The organism is Propioniciclava coleopterorum, from assembly GCF_011393335.1.
GTDB classification, from domain to species: domain Bacteria; phylum Actinomycetota; class Actinomycetes; order Propionibacteriales; family Propionibacteriaceae; genus Propioniciclava; species Propioniciclava coleopterorum.
Genome location: NZ_CP049865.1, coordinates 3,091,473 through 3,109,561, shown reverse-complemented (window position 1 = coordinate 3,109,561; position 18,089 = coordinate 3,091,473). Strand labels below are relative to the sequence as shown.

Below are 18,089 nucleotides of genomic sequence, written 5' to 3'. Positions count from 1 at the left end.
TGGGGCAGCGGTGGCGGGCACGTCCAGGGGCTCCTTGTGAAGTCGTTATTCGGCCAGCGTACGTGACAGCACCTGAGCCAGCCCGGGGACCAGGTCCTCGGCGGCCAGGAGCTCTTCGGGGCGCGTCTTCAGCCGGGCGACGCCGAACTGGCCGCCGGCCCGCGTGACGCCGACCACGACGCGGACGTCCTGCCGCTCGGGGTGGTGCGCGACGAAGGTCTCGGCCTCCGCCTCGTCGTCGGGGATCTGCTCCTCGACGTGCGGGGGCACGAACAGCCGCTCCAGCACGACGGCGCAGCCGAACACCGCCGCCGGCCAGGCGATGCCGGCCAGCGCGTCGAGCACGTCGGTGCCCGCGTTGAACCCCTCCTGCTCGATCGAGCTCAGGGCGTCCTGCGCCACGCCGTCGGGACGCTCCAGCTGCGCGGCCAGGCTCGGCTCGGCGGCGATCAGCTCGGCGGTCGGCACCAGCGCGAACAGGCGGGCGGGTTGGTCCCAGCCGCCGTGCGCCACGTGGCGTTCGATCTCCATCAGGGCCGCGGCGAGCGCGTCGTCGGTCATGAACATCCCTTCACGAGTGCCTGGGTGGCCGGGTCGGCCAACGCGTCCAGGGCGCTGATGGCGTCATCGAGGGTCGAGACGCTGACGATGCGGGCGCTGGAGGTGACCCCGACCAGGTCCCCGCAGTTGCCCGACGGCACGAAGAAGACCTCGGCGCGGGCACGTTCGGCCCCCACGAGCTTCTCCCGCACGCCGCCGACCGGCGAGACGTTGCCTGCGCCGTCGATGATGCCGGTGCCCGAGACGATCCGGCCGCCGACCACGTTGTCGGACGTGACCCGGTCGAACACGCCGAGGGCGAGGATGAGGCCGTTGGTCGGTCCGCCCAGGGTCGGGTCGAGGGTGAAGGTGATCCGCGGGTCGTGGGCGTAGCCCATCACCATGTTCCCGCCCCACACGGGCAGGTTCGCCTGCGTCTTGGACGCGGTGGTGTCGACCGGGACGGCCAGGGTCTCGCGGCGGCCGTCGGGCATGTCGCGCTGCACGGTGAACGTCACCGATTCACCGATGCTGCGCTTCTCGATCTCGGCGCGCACCGCGGCGACCGTGGGCGTCGGCACGCCGTCGACGGCCGTGACGAAGTCGCCGGGGAACAGCTTGTCCACGGCGGGACCGGTCTGGGCGACCGACTGGACCATCGGCACCTGCCGCACCACGAAGCCGGCCGAGCGCAGGGCCGCGGCGGCGGCGTCCGACTGAGACGTGGCCAACTGCTGCACCTCGCGGTTGCGGATCTCGGCGCTGGTCGACCCCGCCGCGTACACCGCGTCCCGCGGGAACACCTCGCGGTCGGGCGCGACGTGGGCGTACAGGACTTCTGGCAGCGAGACGGGGGTGTCGGGGCGCGTGACCGTCGTGGTCGCGACGAGCAGGCTGCCGGTGGCCGGGAAGCTGGGGGCGCCCGCGACCTCGATCGGAGCGCGGTCGCCCCGGGCGAACAGGTCGTGCGTGGCGCCCGGGGAGTAGGTCACGAAGGGCACCGGGGTCATGGCGACGATCGCGGCCGCGATGACGAAGATCAACGCGGACACGGCTGCCGTCCACGTCTGCCTCGTCACGCGCCGATCCTACCGTGGCGCGGTGGGCCCGCCCGACGCGCGCGCTTGCACGATGCCGCACAATGGAGGCACCAGCGAAGGGAGTTACGACCATGGCAACCGGAGACGATCCGAACCCGATGGAGGAGTTCCTTCGGCAGTTCGGCATCCAGCCCGGGCCCGACGGGACCTTCGACCTCAATCAGCTGATGGGGCCGCTGCAGCAGGCGTTCCAGCAGTTCAGCGCCCAGATGGACGCCGCCGGCGACGGCGACGGTCTCAACTGGACGCTGGTCAAGGATGTGGCCCGCAAGGTGACCGCCGCGTCCGGCCCCGACCCGTCCCCCTCGGCGACCCAGGCCGCGACCATCCGGGACGCGGTGGGGCTGGCCGATCTGTGGCTCGACGACCACCTGACGATGGGACGCATCGACACCGCGGCCAGCGCGTGGAGCCGCGCCGAGTGGGTCGAGCAGACCATCGCCACCTGGCAGCAACTCGCCGGGTCGGTGTCCTCGTCGCTCGCGGGCGCCGTCGGCGGCCTGATGGAGCGCCCCGACCCCGAACTGGCGAGCATGGCCGCCATGATGGAGCCGATGATGCGCACCGCCGCCGCGGGCATGCTGGCCGCCCACGTCGGCCAGGGCATCGGGCGGCTCTCGACCGACGTGCTCAGCACCTCCGACCTCGGCTTCCCGCTCACCCAGCGACCCGTCGTCGCGCTGCTGCCCACCAACGTGAACGCGTTCGCCGACGGCCTCGACATCCCGCTGGCCGACGTCCGGCTCTACCTGGCGCTGCGGGAGACGGCGCGCCAGCGGCTGTTCGCGCAGGTGTCGTGGCTCGGCCCGCAGATGCTGGCCCTCATCGAGCACTACGCGCGCGACCTCAAGCTCGACCAGGCGGCCTTCGAGGAGGCCATCGAGGCCCAGATGCAGGGCGGCCTGACCGCCGAGCGGATCGAGGAGTTCGGCAACCAACTCGCGGGCAAGCTGTTCCAGCCGGTCGTCACGCCGGAGCAGGCCGAGATCCTCGGCCGGCTCGAGACCCTCGTCGCCCTGGTGGAGGGCTGGGTCGACGACGTCGTGACGCAGGCGAGCGCCGCCTTCCTCCCGCGGGGCGCCGCCCTGCTGGAGATCGTCCGGCGCCGTCGGGCCTCGGCGTCCACCTCGGACGCGGCGCTCAAGACTCTGCTCAACCTCGAACTGCGGCCGCGTCGCATCCGCGACGCCGCGAACCTGTGGGCCGCGGTGCGCACCCAGCGGGGCGTGGCCGGCCGCGACGAGGTGTGGTCGCACCCCGACATGGTGCCGACCGGCGCCGACCTGGACGACCCGCTGGGCTTCGCCGAGAGCGGCCACGTCGCGGCGCCGCCCGACGATCTGGACGCCATGCTCGCCCAGCTCCTCGACGAGGAGCGCGGCAAGGGAGGCGGCTCCGCCGAGGGCTGAGCCCCGCCCTCGTCGCGAGGAGGGCCGTCAGGGCTGGTGGCGTCGGACGTAGTCGACGCCCTCGAGGAAGCCGCGCGCCCGCTGGGACTCCGCGTGGGCGTGCACGAGCTGCCAGAACCGGTCGTTGTGCTCGCGCTCGACCAGGTGCGCCACCTCGTGCAGCAGCACGTAGTCGAGCACCCACGACGGCATCGCCTGCAGCCGGTCGCTGACCCGGATCTCCCCCGACGTCGGCGTGCAGGACGCCCAGCGGGAGGCCATGTTGGACACCCAGCGCGCCCCGATGGTCGGCTCCGGCTGGTCGGTGTGCCCCGCGATGTAGGCCTGGTACAGCTCGACCGCCCGCTGGGTGATCTCCTGGTCCGCCCGCGGCGGCCGCTGCCGGGCCTCCTTGCTGAGGTAGCGCTCGACCAGGCCGGGGATCAGGTCGCGGCGCTGCCGGGCCGTCATGTGCTCGGGCACCACCACGACGAGCCGCCCCTCCTCGCGGAACGCGGTCATCGTCCGGGTCCGGCGTCGGGACGGGCGCACCTCGTAGTCCTCGGCTGGCATGGGCGACAGCCTAGGGCTCGCGTCGGCGGCGTCCAGCGATCCTGGACCGGGGTTTTGACCCGGCGGGTCGGGCACGCTACGTTGTGATCACGGCCCCCGGATGTGAGGGACGCCCGCAGGGGAAGGCGTGGCGTGCGACACACCCGGGGGCCTTCTCGCGCGCTTATTCGGCGTAGCGCCGCGGTGCCCTATGCTGAATCGGTCAGCGCTCCGGCGGCCGCCGCCGGGGTACCCATTCAGCCAGGAGGAAACCTGTGGCGAACGACACCTACAGCGGCAAGTTCTACTGCGTGAAGTGCAAGGACCACCGCGAAGCCGAAGGCAACGTGACCGTGAACGAGAAGGGCACGCGTATCGCGAAGGCCAAGTGCCCCGTGTGCGGCACCAACCTGACCCGCTTCCTGCCGAAGGCCTGAGCGCCGCAGCGCATCCCCAGGGGCACCGAGTCGAACTCGGTGCCCCTGCTGCGTGTCCGGGCGCAGGCGCGGCACCTCACGGCAGAGGACGCGCGCGGCCTGCTCCGTGTCACGGGGGACTGCGGCGGCTGTTGTGGCGTCCGCGCAGGTTGGTCATCCGCATCGCATCCACGGCAGACCAAGCACGCTGCCGCCGGCCATGGGTGGAGCCGCGCGCTCCTGAGTGGGACCACCCGCTCCTGTGGTGGGACCGCCCGCTCCTGAGTGGACCACCCGCTCCTGGTGGACCACCCGCTCCTGGGTGGAACCGCCGGCTCGGCGGCAGCCCCCTCCCCCGCCGCACGGCCGGGGTGCGGCGGTGTTGTCCTCGTGTCGCCCGCCGCGGCCGAGGCCTGTCGGGGGCTGATGCTCCCCGGCACGCTGGCCCCATGGCCATCCGCTACCGGCTGCGTGCCGATCTGAGCGTCGTCCGTCGGCCCGACGCGACCGTGCAGGTCGGGCTCGACGTCACCGACCAGGTGCTGCTGCCCGACGCCCCCGACGGCGCGGCCCCGCTCATCCGCTCGCTGCGGGCTGGGGCGACGCTGGCCGACCTGGAGCGGGCCCGCGGCGCCGTGCCACTGGCGTGGCTTCGGCGGGCGGTGGCCTCGCTCGCGACAGCCGGACTGCTCGTCCCGGACGGCCGCGCGGGCCCGGCGCCGCCCGTGATCGTCGGCGACGGGCTGCTGGCGGACGCCGTGGCGTCCGCCGCCGGTGTCGCGGCCATCCCCGCGTCGGCCTGGTCGCCGGAGGCGCACCCCGGCCGCCTCGTCGTGCTGTGCCCGGGCGCCGTCGAGGTCGACCGGGTCGCGGCCCGGGAACTCGCGCGGGCGGGGCGCCCGCACCTGGTGGTGCGCGCCGAGCCCGAGCGCGCCGTGGTCGGCCCCTTCGTGATCCCCGGGGCCGCGTGCGTCGCGTGCACCGACCTCGTGCGGCGCGACCTGGACCCGGGCTGGCCCCACGTGCTCATCCAGCTGTGCCGCACGCGCCACTCGCCCGCCCGCGCCTGGGCCGCCTGGGCGGCCGGAACGGCGCTGGCGCAGGCCACGGCCTGGTCGTCCGGGACGCTCCCGGACACCGTCGGCGGCACCCTCGAACTCTCCTGCGCCGACGGCGTCCTGGGGGCGCGGCGCTGGCCGGTGCGCCCCGACTGTCTGTCGCACCCGGCCGAGGAACTGGCGGCGTGAGGTTCGGCATGAAGGCAGGGAGCGCCTGAGCCGCCCCCGACCGGTTCTCGCCTGACTGCCCGCACCTGAGCCGTTCCCCGCCCGCACCTGACCCCCTTCACACCCGACCGCTGCCCGCGCCTGAGCCGCATCCCGCCTGAGGCCCTGCCTGCGCGTGAGCCGCTTCCCGCGGGGTGCGGGTCGCCGCCCACTCTGGGCGACGTGGCATTCCCAGGACTTGTCCGAGCGGGCGCGCTTCCCATTCCAGCGCTTCTCCGTGCGGAGCCCTCTGCCCGCTCCGCCCAAGCCAAGCGTGCACCCAGGTCGCGGCGCCGCCCACCTCTGCGACGGCCCGCCCCCGCTTACGACCAGTCGCCCCCGCTTACGACGAATCGCCCCCGCACACGACCAGCCGCCCCCGCTTGCGACGAGATGCCCCCGCTTGCGACGAGCCGCCCGCGCTTACGACCAGCCGCCCCCGTTTGCGACGAATCGCCCCCGTTTGCGAGGAGCTGCCCCCGCTTGTGACGAGCCGCCCGCGCTTGAGTCAGTTGCCCACGTAGGAACGGGGGCGTCTGACGCAAACGGGGGCGTCTCGGCACCGCGAGCGGCTCCGACGCCGCGACGCCCGCTTCTGCAGAGAGTCGCCCCGTTGCGTCGAGCCGCCCCGCGTACTCCCGGCCACCCCGCGTACGACGGCCACCCCCGCTCACGACCAGCCGCCCCCTCTTACGACGAGCCGCCCCCGCTTGCGACGAGCTGCCCGCGCTTACGACCGGCCGCCCCCTCTTGCGACGAATCGCCCCCGCTCACGACCAGCCGCCCCGCTTACGACCAGCCGCCCCCTCTTACGACGAGCCGCCCCCGCTTGCGTCGAGCCGCCCCCGCTTCCGACGAGCCGCCCGCGCTTACGACCAGCCGCCCCCTCTTACGACGAATCGCCCCCGCACAAGACCAGCCGCCCCCGTTTGCGAGGATCCGCCCCCGCTTGTGACGAGCCGCCCGCGCTTGCGGTCTGCAAGGAGTCGCCCGGTGCGCGTCGAGCCGCCCCGCGCACGACCGACCGCCCCCGCTCACGACCAGCCGCCTCCGTTCACGACCGGCCGCCCCGCTAGCAACGAATCCCCCACGCTTTGTGTCAGTTGCCCGCGCAGGAACGGGGGCGTTTGACGCAACGGAGGGCGTCTGGGCATCGGGGTGAGCGGTACCGCCGCCGCGACGCCCGCGTCCGCAAGGATCCGCCCGGTGCGCGTCGAGCCGCCCCCTCTTTCGACCTGCCGCCCCCACGTGCGACAAGTCGCCCCCGCTTACGACCAACCGCCCCCGCTTGCGACGACTCGCCCCCGCTTACGACCAGCCGCCCCTGCTTGTGACGAGTCGCCCGCGCTTGAGTCAGTTGCCCACGTAGGAACGGGGGCAACTGACCCAAACGGGGGCGTCTGGGCATCGGGTGAGCGGCCCCACGCCGCGACGCCGCGTCTGCATGGAGTCGCCCAGTTTGCTTCGCGCCTCCCCCGAGTTCGACCAGCCGCTCCACGTGCGTCGAGTCGCAGCGCTCTGCAGCGAATCGCCAGGCTCTGCGTCGAGTCGCCCGCCTTTGCATCGAGTCGCACCGGCCCCGAGGAGCGGCCTCTGCTTGTGACGAACCCCCTGGCCCAGCTTGCGAGGAGCCGGCTCCGCTTGCGACGAGTCACCGGCTCGCGACGAATCGCCCGCGGCCACGAGCCGCCCCAGGCCAGGGGCGTCGGGTGTCAGGGGGCGTCGGGGGCGGGATGGGACGCCAGCACGGCCAGGACGTCATCGCCGTAGCTGGCCAGCTTCCGGGCGCCGATCCCGGCGATGGCCGCCAGCTCGGCCCGGCTGCCGGGCCGGCGCTCGGCCACGGCCAGCAGCGTGGCGTCGGTCAGGACCACGAAGGCGGGCAGGCCCGAGCGGGCCGCGACCTCGCCGCGCCAGGCGCGCAGGGCCTCCCACAGCGCCTCGTCGAGTTCGGCCTCGCAGCCCAGGTGGCGCATCAGTTTGCGCTCGGCACCCGAGGTGAGCCCCCGGCCGCAGACCCGGCACACGGCGCTGAGCGCCGAGCTCCGCCCCGGACGCGCGGCGCGCGGGGGCAGCGGCCGGCGCGGCGCCTGGGAGGTCGCCAACCCATCGAGGAAGCGGCTCGCGCCGCGCCGCGGCCCGCCGCCGTTGCGGCTGGTGGACCACGAGACCCGCAGGTGTTCGCGCGCCCGGGTGACGCCGACGTAGAACAGCCGGCGCTCCTCCTCGACCTCTTCGGGGGTCGACGCCAGAGTGAACGGCAGCCCACCCTCGTGGACGCCCACCACCGCCACCGCGTCCCATTCGAGCCCCTTCGCCGCGTGCAGCGACGACAGAACCACGCCCTGGCCGACCGGCGCGTGCTGCGCCGCGGCGCGGCGCTCGAGTTCGGCCAGCAGGGCGGCGGCGTCGGCGTCCGGGTGGTCGCGCTCGAAGTCGTCGGCGAGGCCGACCAGCGCGGCCCATGACTCCCAGCGTTCCCTGACGCTGCCCTGCCCCGCGGGGGGCTCGTGCGTCCAGCCCAGGCCGCTGACGGCCCCGCGCAGCGCGGCGGCCGGCCCCGGCGTCGCGGCCTTCGCCGCGCCCGCCAGCGCCCGCAGCGCCGCCCGGACCTCGGCCCGCTCGAAGAATCCCTCGCTGCCCCGGGTCGTGAACGGGACGCCGGCGTCCGCGAGGGCCGCCTCGTAGGCGGGCGACTGGGCGTGGATGCGGTACAGGACCGCCATCTCGTCCCACGGCGTGCCGGCCGCGTGCAGCCCCGTGAGCCATTCGGCCACCGCGGCGGCCTCGGCGGGCTCGCTGTCCGCGCCGACGACCGTCGGCGCCGGGCCGGAGGGTCGCTGGGCCCGCAGCTCGACGGCCTCGGGGCGGCCCGCCATCACGGCGTTCGCGAGCGCGACCACCTCCGGCGTGGAGCGGTAGTCGCGCACGAGTTCGATCCGCACTGCCGCGGGGTGTCGGCGCGTGAAGCCGGTCAGGAACCCCGCCTGCGCACCGGCGAAGGAGTGGATGGTCTGGGCGGGATCCCCCACCACGCACACGTCGTCGGAGTCCCCGCGCCACAGGTCCAGCAGCGCCTGCTGCAGCGGGCTCACGTCCTGGTACTCGTCGACGACGAAGTGGCGGTACTGCCGCCGGACCTCGCCCGCCACGTCGGGGTGCTCGGCCAGCAGCCCCGCGGCGCACAGCAGGATGTCCTCGAAGTCGATGACGCCGCGGGCGGCCTTGACCGCCTCGTAGTGGGCCATCACCCGGCCCACCTCGTCGGCGGTGCGCCCGGCCACCTCGCGGTGGCGCCGGTCCGCGATCGCCGGGTAGTCGGCGGGCGACACGTTGCTGACCTTCGCCCAGCTGATCTCCCCCGCCATGTCGCGCAGCAGCGCGGTCTCGGTCGGCAGCCCCTCACGCCGCAGCGCGTCCGCCACCAGCCCCAGGCGGTGGTCGGCGACGGGGGGCAGTTCGTTGCCGTAGGCGCGCGGCCAGAAGTACTGGGCCTGCCGCAGGGCCGCGGAGTGGAAGGTGCGGGCCTGCACCGCGGGGACGCCCAGGCCCCGCAGCCGCTCGCGCAGTTCGCCCGCCGCCCGCGTGGTGAAGGTCAGCGCCAGGACCTGGCGGGGGTCGAACGCGCCCACGGCCGCGCCGTAGGCGAGCCGGTGCGTCATCGCCCGCGTCTTGCCGGTGCCGGCGCCCGCGACGACGACGACCGGGCCGCTCAGCGCCGTGGCGACGGCGCGCTGTTCGGGGTCGAGGCCGTCGAGGATGGCGTCGGGGTCGATGGTCACAAGGCCCCACTGTAGGCGCGGTCACCGACACCTCGATCACGCCTTCCCGGAACCGCCGGGAACTGTCGGCGGGGCCCCCTACAGTGGTCGGCGATGAACCAGCTGCGACTCCACACCTCGGCCGATCAGGCCGCCCTGGCGCACGCGTTCGCCTCGGTGGAGGCCGACGCGCAGGACCCGTTCGCCCGACCGCTGCTGCTGACCGCCGGCCCCGGCGTCCAGCGCTGGCTGTCGCAGCGGGTCGCCACCGCCCCCCGCGACGGCGAGGGGATCATGGCCGGGTACGAGGTCCATCCCTTCGGTGCGCTGGAGTCACTGCTGGGCGGCGCCCCGGCGCGCGAGGACGCCTGGGAGGCCGCCCGCCTCGTCTGGGTCATCCTCGACGCCTGCGCCGACGCCGCGCCCGGGCTCGACCCGCTGCGCCGGCACCTGGACGCCAACGACCAGCGCTACGCCAACGCCCTGCGGATCGCCCGCCTGCTCCGCCGCTACGCCGAACATCGGCCGACGATGCTCACCGCCTGGCGCGACGACCCCGCAGCCGCGGCGGCCGGTCTCGGGCCGGACGGCTGGCAGCCGTGGCTGTGGCACGCGCTGCACGCGCGGATCCCGGCCGCCGATCCCGTCGAGCGCCGCGCGGCGCTGGCCGCATCCCTGAGCGACGGAACCCTCACCCCGCCGTGGCCCGCCGCGCACGTGTTCGCCCCGCGCCGGCTCACCCCGGTGCGGCTGGGCCTCGTCCGCGCTCTGGCCGACGCGCTGCCGGTCGACGTGTGGCTCCCGGTCGTCGGGCCGGAGACGAGCGCCAACGAGCTCGCGCTGGCGCTCGGGCGCCGCGCCGCGCACTGGGCCGCGCCCTGGCGGGCCGTGGCCGACGCCGAGGTGGCGGTGCCCGCCCCGGCGCGTCCGGACACGGCGCTGGGGGCGCTGCAGGCGGCGGTGGCCGCCGGCGCGCCGCTCCCCCACCCGCTGCCGGCCGACGACACCGTTTCCCTGCACAGCAGCCACGCGCTCGGCCGGCAGGCCGAGGTGCTGCGCGAGCTCCTCACGACGGCGTTCGCGGACGATCCCACCCTCGAGCCGCGCGACGTGGTGGTGCTGACCCCCGACCCCGAGGCGCTCGCCCCGCACATCGCCGCCCTGTTCGACGGCGCGCTCGACGCCCGGGGCACCGCACGCCGACACCCGGCCGCCGAGCTCCGGGTGGCGGTGCCGCGGCAGGCGGGGGTCAACCAGGTGCACGCGCTCCTGCTCGACCTGCTCGCCCTGCGCACCAGCCGCGCGACGGCGTCCCAGTTGCTCGGCTGGGCCGCGCACCCCTTCGTCGCTCGCCGCTTCGGGTTCAGCCCCGACGACCTGGATCGCCTGGAGGACCTGGTCACCGCCGCGGGCGTGCGCTGGGGCATCAACGGCGAGCAGCGCGCGTGGTTCGGGGTCGACGTCCAGCAGAACACCTGGCAGCTCGGCGTCCAGCGACTGACGCTCGGCGAGGCCTTCAGCGACGACACCCACGCCAGCGTCGGGACCGTGGCCACCGTGGACGACGTGTCCTCCACCGACACCGATCGGATCGGGGCGCTCGCCGAGCTGGTGAGCCGGCTGTCACGCCTCACGCGTCGCTTCGCCGGCGAGGCCACGCTGACCGACTGGCTGGCCGGCCTGCGCGAGGCGCTGGAGCTCCTGGTCGAGGTGCCCTTCGAGGAGGGCTGGCAGCTGGCCCAAGTCTGGTCGGTGCTGGCCGACATCGAGGAACGCGGCGCGGGCACGTCGGTGCCGCTGCGCTCCACCGACGTGGTCGCCCTCCTGCAGGACGCCTGGGGACGCCGCCGCGAGCGCCCCGCCTTCGGCAACGGCACCCTGGTCGTCGCGGGGCTGGAGGATCTCCCGCGCGTGCCGCACCGGCTCGTGTGCCTCGTCGGCCTGGACGAGCGCACCTTCCCGCGCCGCGGCCTGGGCGACGGGGACGACCTCATCGCCCGCGACCGCGGCCCGCTCGACCCGGACCCGGGCGCCGACGACCGCCAGGCCGTGCTGGACGCCGTGCTCGCGGCCACGGAGCGGCTCGTCGTCATCTACCAGGGCCAGTCGTCGTTGACCCCCGAGGGGCACCCCCCGCCGGCCGGGGTCGTCGAGCTGATCGAGGCCGTCGGGCAGGGCCGCGTGCAGCCGGAGTCGCTGCAGCCGTTCGCGCCCGTCAACTTCGACGCCGCGGCGCCCCGCAGCTTCGACCGCGCCGCCCACGCGGCCGCGTCCGCCCTGGTCAGGGAGCCCCGCCCCGCCCCGGACCGCTACGCGATCGGGCTGCTGCCCCGCGAGGCGCCGCTGACCGACCTGGGGCTGGACCAGCTGGGGTCGCTGCTGAAGCACCCCGGCAAGTTCCTGCTGCGCGAGCGGGCCGGGCTGTCCCTGCTGTCGGACGAGTCCGCGTCCGAGTCGATCCCGCTCGAACTGGGCTACATGGAGAGCTGGCAGGTCGGCGACACGATGCTGGAGGGCCTGCTGGCCGGACAGGACGCCGAGCAGGTGCTGATGGCGCGCTGGCTCAGCGGCGACGTCCCGCCGCACCACCTCGGCCGCGGGGCGCTGCTGGAGATCCAGACCAAGGCGACGAGCATCCACCGCCGCTTCAGCGAGGCCGCCCCCGAGGACCCGCACACCACCTCGGTCGACCTCGACGTCGACGGCGTCCGTCTCAGCGGACGCGTCGTGACCCGCGGCGGGGTGGTCGCCCAGGCGCAGTACGGCCGCGTCGACGCCCGCCACCTGGGCCTGGCCTGGGTCCGCCAACTCGCGGTGACCGCGCAGACCGGCCGCCGCACCGACGCGCTGCTCGCCGGTCCGGGCGGCGTCACGCGCCTGAGCGGCCCGCCCCCCGAGCTGGCGCGCGGCTTCCTCTCCGACCTCGTCGCCCTGGCCCACGACGGCACGCAGCGGGTGCTGCCGCTGCCGCCGCGGGTCTCCGAGTTCTGGGCACGGGTGCGCGCGGGTCACGGCGACCCGTTGAGCCAGACCCCGCAGCTGGAGAAGCTGTGGGGCTACGACAAGGACCAGGTGTGGCGCACCTGGTACCGCGCCCACGAGGCCCCGTGGCGCGGCGAACCCTCGAAGGGCCACCCGTGGGCGGTCCCTGGGGAGCCGACGCTGCTGGGGGCGCTCGCCGTTCGGGTGTGGGGGCCGATCGTGAAGGCGCAGGGATGAACACGGATTTCTCATTGACCGGGGCGCTGCCCACGGGGACCACGGTGCTGGAGGCGTCCGCCGGCACCGGCAAGACCTACGCGATCGCCGCGCTGGCGGCGCGCTACCTCGCCGACGGCCACGCCGAGGTGGACGACCTGCTGCTGGTGACGTTCTCGCGCGCGGCGACGGCCGAGCTGCGGCTGCGCGTTCGCGAGCGCCTCAAGGAGACCGCCGACGCCCTCGCCGCCGTGCGCGCGGGCGCGGTGCCGAACGCCTCGACCGACGCGGTCACGGCCCTGCTCGCCGAGGGCACCCCCGACGAGGTCGAGGCGCGCGCCGAGCGGCTGGCGGCGGCCTTCGCCGGATTCGACCGCGCGACGATCATGACGACCCACGAGTTCTGCCACAACATGCTCACCGGGCTGGGGGTGTTGGCCCCGCAGACGCCGCTGTCGACGCTGGTCGAGGAGCTGACGCCGCTGGCCGACGAGGCCGCCGAGGACGTCTACGTCCGGATGTTCGCCCGCGAGCCGCACGGCGCCTCGTTCCGGTTCTCCGGGCGCCGCGACGAGGACCCGGCGGCGCAGCTCGTCGCGCGCCGCGCCGTCGCCGAGGAGGCCGAGCTGGTGGGCCACGGCTCGCCGGGCGTGGTCGGGGACCGCGTCGAGTTCGCCCGCTCGGTCCGCCACGAGGTGGCGCGCCGCAAGGAGGAGCGTCGCATCTTCTCCTTCGACGACCAGCTCCGCCGCCTGGACGCCGCCCTGGCCGACCCCGAGACGGGCGACGCGGCCCGCCGGCGGCTGGCCGAGCGGTTCCCCGTGGTGCTGGTCGACGAGTTCCAGGACACCGACCCGGTGCAGTGGTCGATCCTGCGCCGGGCGTTCCACGGCAGCGCGACCCTGGTGCTGATCGGCGACCCCAAGCAGGCCATCTACGGCTTCCGGGGCGGCGACGTGCACACCTACCAGCTTGCGACCGCCGCCGCCGACGCCGCCACGACGCTGCGGACGAACTTCCGCTCCGACCCCGAGGTCGTCGACGCCGTGCTGGCGCTGTTCCGCGGCGTCGAACTTGGCGCGGGGATCACCGCCCCGCGAGTGCACGCCCACGCCGCGTCCCGGCTCGTGGGCGAGCCCGGCAGCGGCTGGGACGCCGGCGTCCAGGTGCGGGTGGTGCCCACGGCCAAGGAGGAGATGGCGCCGCACGAGGCGTCACGCGCGATCGAGGCCGACCTCGTCGGCGTCGTCGCCGACCTGCTGCGCCGCGACGGGCCGTTGCGCGTCCGCGCGACCGACGCCCCGCCGGCCCCGACCGACATCGCCGTGCTCGTGCGCTCCAACTACCGCGGCCGCGACCTGGCGGCCGCCCTGGCCACGGCGGGCATCCCGGCGACGTTCACCGGCTCCCGCAGCGTGTTCGACTCCCCCGCCCAGACCGACTGGGTCGCGCTGCTGCAGGCCATCGACGAGCCGCGCCGGCCGTTCCTGCAGCTCGCCTATCTCACCGACTTCGTCGGGGCGACCGTGCCCGACCTCGCGCTGGTCGGCGACGAGCAGCACTCCGCGTGGGCCGTGCTGCTGCACACGTGGGCGCGCGTCCTGGATCGCTTCGGCGTCCCGGCGTTGTTCGCCGCGATCGACGCCGACACCGGCCTGACCGCGCGGCTACTGGCCCGTCCCGACGGCGAGCAGGCCGCCACCGATCACCGGCAACTGGTGGAACTGCTCCACCGCCAGCAGGTGGCCTCCGCGACCCGGCGGGCCCGCGACCTGGCCGGCTGGCTGCGCGCGCAGCGGTCGGCCCCCTCGCTGGGCGGCGAGGCGACCCGCCGCCGCGCGACGGACGCCGACGCCGTCACGGTGATGACGATCCACCGCGCCAAGGGCCTGCAGTGGCCGATCGTGCTGCTGCCGGAGGCCGGCGACGAGCGCCCGGTCGAGCGGGACCGCGGCGCGCCCCTGGTCCTGCCGCTCGGCGAGAAGCGACTCCTCGACATCGGCGGCCGCGGGGGTCCCGCTCGCCCGGACCGGTGGCGCCGCCACCTCGACGAGGACGGCGACGAGTCGCTGCGGGCCTTCTACGTCGGCGCGACCCGCGCGCAGTCGCGCGTCCTGACGTGGTGGGCGCCGCAGACCCGCGTCGTCGCCTCGCCGCTGCACCGGCTGTTGCACGCCCCCCACGACGCGGCGTCCCCGCAGCGTCCGGCCGCGGAGTACCCGCTGCAGGGCCCCGAGGACCGCTCGCCGCTGACGCTGGGCTGGCTGCCCGGCGCCGGGATCGCGGCCGTGCGGGCCGACGCCGGGGCCGGGACCCGCCGTCCCCGGCCGCCCGCGCCGTCGCTGGACGTCCGCCCCTGGAACCGCGTCATCGACCACGATTGGCGCCGCACCTCCTACTCGGGACTCACCGCGGCGGCGCACGACCTGCCGGTCCTCCCCGAGGCCGGGCTGCTCGACGACGAGCCGGCGCCGGCCGCCGACGTCGCCGCCGATCCGGCGTTCGCACAGCCCTCCCCCATGACCGACCTGCCCGCGGGCGCCGCCTTCGGCACGCTGGTGCACGCCGTCTACGAGGCGGTGGACGCCACGGGCGAGCAGTGGCGCGACGCGCTGGAGCGCGAGGCGGGTGCGGCGCTGCGGCGCTGGCCGCTGCCCGAGGTCGAGCCCGCGGCGCTCGCGGCGGCGCTGGCGCCGAGCTTCACCACGCCGCTGGGTCCGTTGCTGCCCGGGCGCACGCTGCGGGACTTCTCGCCCCGGGACCGGCTCGCCGAGATGGACTTCGAGTTCGCCCTGGACAACCCCCGCGCCACCGTGGCCGACCTTGCGGCGCTCCTCGCGGAGCACCTGCCGTCCTCCGACCCGCTCGCCGCGTACCCCGAACGGCTGGCCCAGCCGCTGCTGGCCGAGCAGCGGCTTCACGGGTTCCTGACCGGGTCGATCGACGCGGTGCTCCGCGACGGGGAGGGCGCCGACGCCCGCTTCGTCGTGGTGGACTACAAGACCAACCGGCTCTCGGCCCCGGGCGAGCCCGTGACGGTCGGCCACTACACGCGCGAGGCGATGGCCGAGGCGATGATGGGCAGCCACTACCCGCTGCAGGCCCTGCTCTACAGCGTCGCCCTGCACCGCTTCCTGGCGCGGCGCTGGTCGCTGTACGAGCCGGGTCGACACCTGGGCGGGGTCGGGTACCTGTTCGTCCGCGGGATGGCGGGCCCGGACACGCCGGCGCCCGAGGGGCACCCCCTGGGCGTGTTCAGCTGGTCGCCGTCGACCGAGCTCGTGCTCGCCACGTCCGCGCTGCTGAGGGGGGAACGCCGATGAACGGCACGCGGGTCGCCGTGAGCGCGACCGGGCTGCTGGCCGACTTCAACGCCGCGGGCGCCCTGAGCTGGTCGGACGTGCATCCCGCCCAGCAGTGGGGCCACCTGTTCGGGGAGTCCGACGAGCGGGTACTGCTCGCCCTGGCGCTCACCGTCCGCGCCCTGCGGGCGGGGTCGATCTGCCTGCAGCTGGACCGGATCCGCGAGCTCGGTCAGGTCGAGGACGCCGCGGCGATCCCCGACGAGTGGTGGCCCGACGCGGCCGCCTGGGACGCCGCCCTGCGCGCGAGCCCGGCGGTCACCGTGGGCACCGACGGGCCGCCCTCCCGTCCGGTGCGCCTGCTGGACGGCGCGCTGTACCTGGAGCGGCACTACGCCGACCAGGAGGTCGTGCGCAAGGAACTGCTGGCCCGCCTGGGGACCGCCCCGGCCGTCGGGCTGCCGCAGGGGCAGGACGCGGCCGTCGACCTGGCGCTCGGCAGCCCGGTCACCGTGATCGCGGGCGGCCCGGGCACCGGCAAGACGTGGACCATCCGGCGCATCATGGCCCGGCTCCGCGCCGAGCAGCCCGACGGGCTCGTCGCCCTCGCGGCTCCGACGGGCAAGGCAGCAGCGCGCATGACCGAGTCGCTCGGCGACCCCGACGCCCGCGCCGTCACACTGCACTCGCTGCTGGGCTGGAAGGCCGGCTCGCGGAACCGGTTCGCCCACGACGCGTCCCGGCCGCTGCCGCACGACGTCGTGATCATCGACGAGATGTCGATGGTTTCGATGACCCTGATGGCGCGGCTGCTGGAGGCGCTCAAACCGTCGGCGCGGCTGGTGCTCGTCGGCGACCCCGACCAGCTCTCCTCGGTCGACGCGGGCAGCGTCCTCGCCGACATCACGACGGCACCGGCCAGCGCCGGGGTCGTTGCGCGGCTCACCCACAACTACCGCTTCGAGGGGGCGATCGCCACGCTGGCGACCGCCATCCGGCACGGCGACGCCGACGCGGCGCTCGCCGCGCTGCGCGGCCCGGACGACGCGGTCGCGTTGGCGCCGGAGGCCCAGGGCCAGGCGCTGATCCGCGAGCGCGTCCTGGCCGCCGGCAGAGCGACCTTCGAGGCGGTCGGGGCGGGCGACCCCGCCGCCGCCCTCGCCGCGCTGGAGACGCACCGGCTGCTGTGCGGGCACCGCACGGGCCCCTACGGAGTCGCCCAGTGGTCGCGCCACGCCGTCGCGTGGCTGTCCGCCGGCGTGCCCGGCTTCGTGGCCGACGGCGAGGCCTACCCCGGGCGGCCGGTGATGATGACCGTGAACCGGCCCGAGATCGGGCTCTACAACGGCGACACGGGCGTGGTGGTGCCGCGCGCGGGCCGGGCGCACGCCTGGTTCCTCGTCGGCGGCACGCCGCGCGACTACTCCCCCTACGTGCTGGACGGCCTCACCAGCGTCCACGCGATGACGGTGCACAAGGCCCAGGGCAGCCAGTTCCGGCACGTCAGCGTCGTGCTGCCGCCCGCCGGCTCGCCGCTGTTGACCCGCGAACTGCTCTACACGGCGGTCTCGCGGGCGCGGGAGTCGGTGCTGCTGGTCGGGGAGGAACAGGCCGTCCGCGAGGCCATCGCGCACCCCGCGCGCCGGATGAGCGGTCTGGCGGCGCGGCTGGGGTGAGCCCGGTCAGTCAGCGGGGCCGTCGAAGGCGCCCTCGCGCCAGGCGGTGATGATCCGCGACGCGATCGAGGACCGCATCGGCAGCGTGAGCTCCCCGGACGCCTCCTGCTGGTCGACCTCCTCGCGGGAGTAGAACCGCGCCCACTCGATCTCCTCGCCGTCGGGCACCACCTGCTGCCCGCGGGCGTGGGCGACGAAGCCGAGCATCAGGGAGCGCGGGAACGGCCACGGCTGGCTGCCGACGTACCGCAGCGAGGTCAGAGCGACGGCGGACTCCTCCAGGATCTCGCGGTGGACGGCCTGCTCCAGCGACTCCCCGGCCTCCACGAACCCCGCGAGGATCGACACCCGGTCGTCCTCCCAGCCCGCCCGGTGGCCGAGCAGCAGGCGGCCCTCCTCGTCCAGCACGGCGACGATGACTGCCGGGTCCATCCGCGGGAACCACTGCGACGCGCACCCGGTGCACACGCGGGTGTGCCCGCCCTCGCGGACGTCGGTGGCGGCGCCGCACCCGGAGCAGAAACCGCCCTCCCGGTGCCAGTTCACCAGCGCGACCGCGGACATGGCGATGTCGACCTCGGTCTCGGGCAGGACGCCGCCGAGCGTCCGCAGCGAGGCCGCGGGGCCCTGCGGAGTCGCGGCGACCGCGAACCAGGGCTCGCCGTCGACCGCCCCGATCAGGAAGTGGTGCTCGGGGTCGAAGTCACCACCCGGGGTGATCCAGCGCAGCGCGTCGCCCTCGGGCGAGGAGGAGACGTTCGAGCGGTCGTCCACCCCGATGACGCGGGCGCCCGGCGCCACCCACTGCGCCGCCACCCACGCGGGGTCGACGCGTTCGGCCAGGAGTCGATCCAGCGCGCTCTGCGGCACCCACGGTTCCATAACGCCCAA

At 75.2% G+C, this 18,089-nt stretch carries 11 protein-coding genes; 6 read left to right on the top strand and 5 right to left on the bottom strand.

Features of this window, described 5'->3' with window-relative positions:
- Positions 1 to 45: 45 nt before the first annotated feature.
- Positions 46 to 561 (bottom strand): PPA1309 family protein, encoded by a 516-nt coding sequence (locus tag G7070_RS14705; protein WP_246227141.1) that lies wholly within the window; start codon positions 559 to 561, stop codon positions 46 to 48.
- Complete coding sequence (locus tag G7070_RS14700) at positions 558 to 1,619, bottom strand: YlbL family protein (RefSeq protein ID WP_166234359.1); 1,062 nt, start codon at positions 1,617 to 1,619, stop codon at positions 558 to 560. Before G7070_RS14700 ends, G7070_RS14705 begins: the two co-directional genes overlap by 4 nt.
- A gap of 92 nt (positions 1,620 to 1,711) precedes the next feature.
- On the opposite strand from G7070_RS14700, the gene G7070_RS14695 reads away from it, so the two are divergent.
- Positions 1,712 to 3,049 carry a zinc-dependent metalloprotease gene (locus G7070_RS14695; protein ID WP_166234358.1) on the top strand — a complete coding sequence of 446 codons (1,338 nt, stop codon included), beginning with the start codon at positions 1,712 to 1,714 and terminating at the stop codon, positions 3,047 to 3,049.
- Positions 3,050 to 3,076: 27 nt separating this feature from the next.
- Here the strand turns inward: G7070_RS14695 and G7070_RS14690 are convergent, their stop codons facing one another.
- Positions 3,077 to 3,601: a M48 family metallopeptidase gene (locus tag G7070_RS14690; RefSeq protein WP_166234357.1), complete on the bottom strand. Its 525-nt coding sequence runs from the start codon at positions 3,599 to 3,601 to the stop codon at positions 3,077 to 3,079.
- A 254-nt stretch (positions 3,602 to 3,855) separates the two neighbouring features.
- On the opposite strand from G7070_RS14690, the gene G7070_RS14685 reads away from it, so the two are divergent.
- Positions 3,856 to 4,017: a DUF5679 domain-containing protein gene (locus G7070_RS14685; protein ID WP_166234356.1), complete on the top strand. Its 162-nt coding sequence runs from the start codon at positions 3,856 to 3,858 to the stop codon at positions 4,015 to 4,017.
- 428 nt (positions 4,018 to 4,445) lie between these two features.
- A complete protein-coding gene (locus G7070_RS14680) occupies positions 4,446 to 5,243 on the top strand; it encodes a hypothetical protein (RefSeq protein WP_166234355.1) in 798 nt (265 codons plus the stop codon).
- A gap of 1,730 nt (positions 5,244 to 6,973) precedes the next feature.
- Here G7070_RS14680 and G7070_RS14675 read toward each other — a convergent pair.
- On the bottom strand, positions 6,974 to 9,043 hold the full coding sequence (locus G7070_RS14675) for an ATP-dependent helicase (RefSeq protein ID WP_166234354.1): 2,070 nt from the start codon (positions 9,041 to 9,043) through the stop codon (positions 6,974 to 6,976).
- Between the two features lie 93 nt (positions 9,044 to 9,136).
- Here G7070_RS14675 and G7070_RS14670 point away from each other — a divergent pair, with 93 nt between their 5' ends.
- The 3 genes from G7070_RS14670 to recD are packed head-to-tail and all read left to right on the top strand — an operon-like array spanning position 9,137 to position 17,198.
- Entirely contained in the window at positions 9,137 to 12,241 is a 3,105-nt protein-coding gene (locus G7070_RS14670) for an exodeoxyribonuclease V subunit gamma (protein ID WP_166234353.1), read from the top strand.
- Positions 12,238 to 15,543 (top strand): UvrD-helicase domain-containing protein, encoded by a 3,306-nt coding sequence (locus G7070_RS14665; RefSeq protein WP_166234352.1) that lies wholly within the window; start codon positions 12,238 to 12,240, stop codon positions 15,541 to 15,543. The genes G7070_RS14670 and G7070_RS14665 overlap by 4 nt, the downstream gene beginning before the upstream one ends.
- Positions 15,540 to 17,198 carry an exodeoxyribonuclease V subunit alpha gene (recD, locus tag G7070_RS14660; RefSeq protein ID WP_166234351.1) on the top strand — a complete coding sequence of 553 codons (1,659 nt, stop codon included), beginning with the start codon at positions 15,540 to 15,542 and terminating at the stop codon, positions 17,196 to 17,198. The genes G7070_RS14665 and recD overlap by 4 nt, the downstream gene beginning before the upstream one ends.
- A gap of 6 nt (positions 17,199 to 17,204) precedes the next feature.
- On the opposite strand, the gene nudC is transcribed toward recD, so the two are convergent.
- The gene (gene nudC, locus G7070_RS14655; protein ID WP_166234350.1) at positions 17,205 to 18,080 is read right to left on the bottom strand and encodes an NAD(+) diphosphatase; all 876 of its coding nucleotides are present in this window, start codon (positions 18,078 to 18,080) and stop codon (positions 17,205 to 17,207) included.
- Positions 18,081 to 18,089 lie beyond the last annotated feature (9 nt).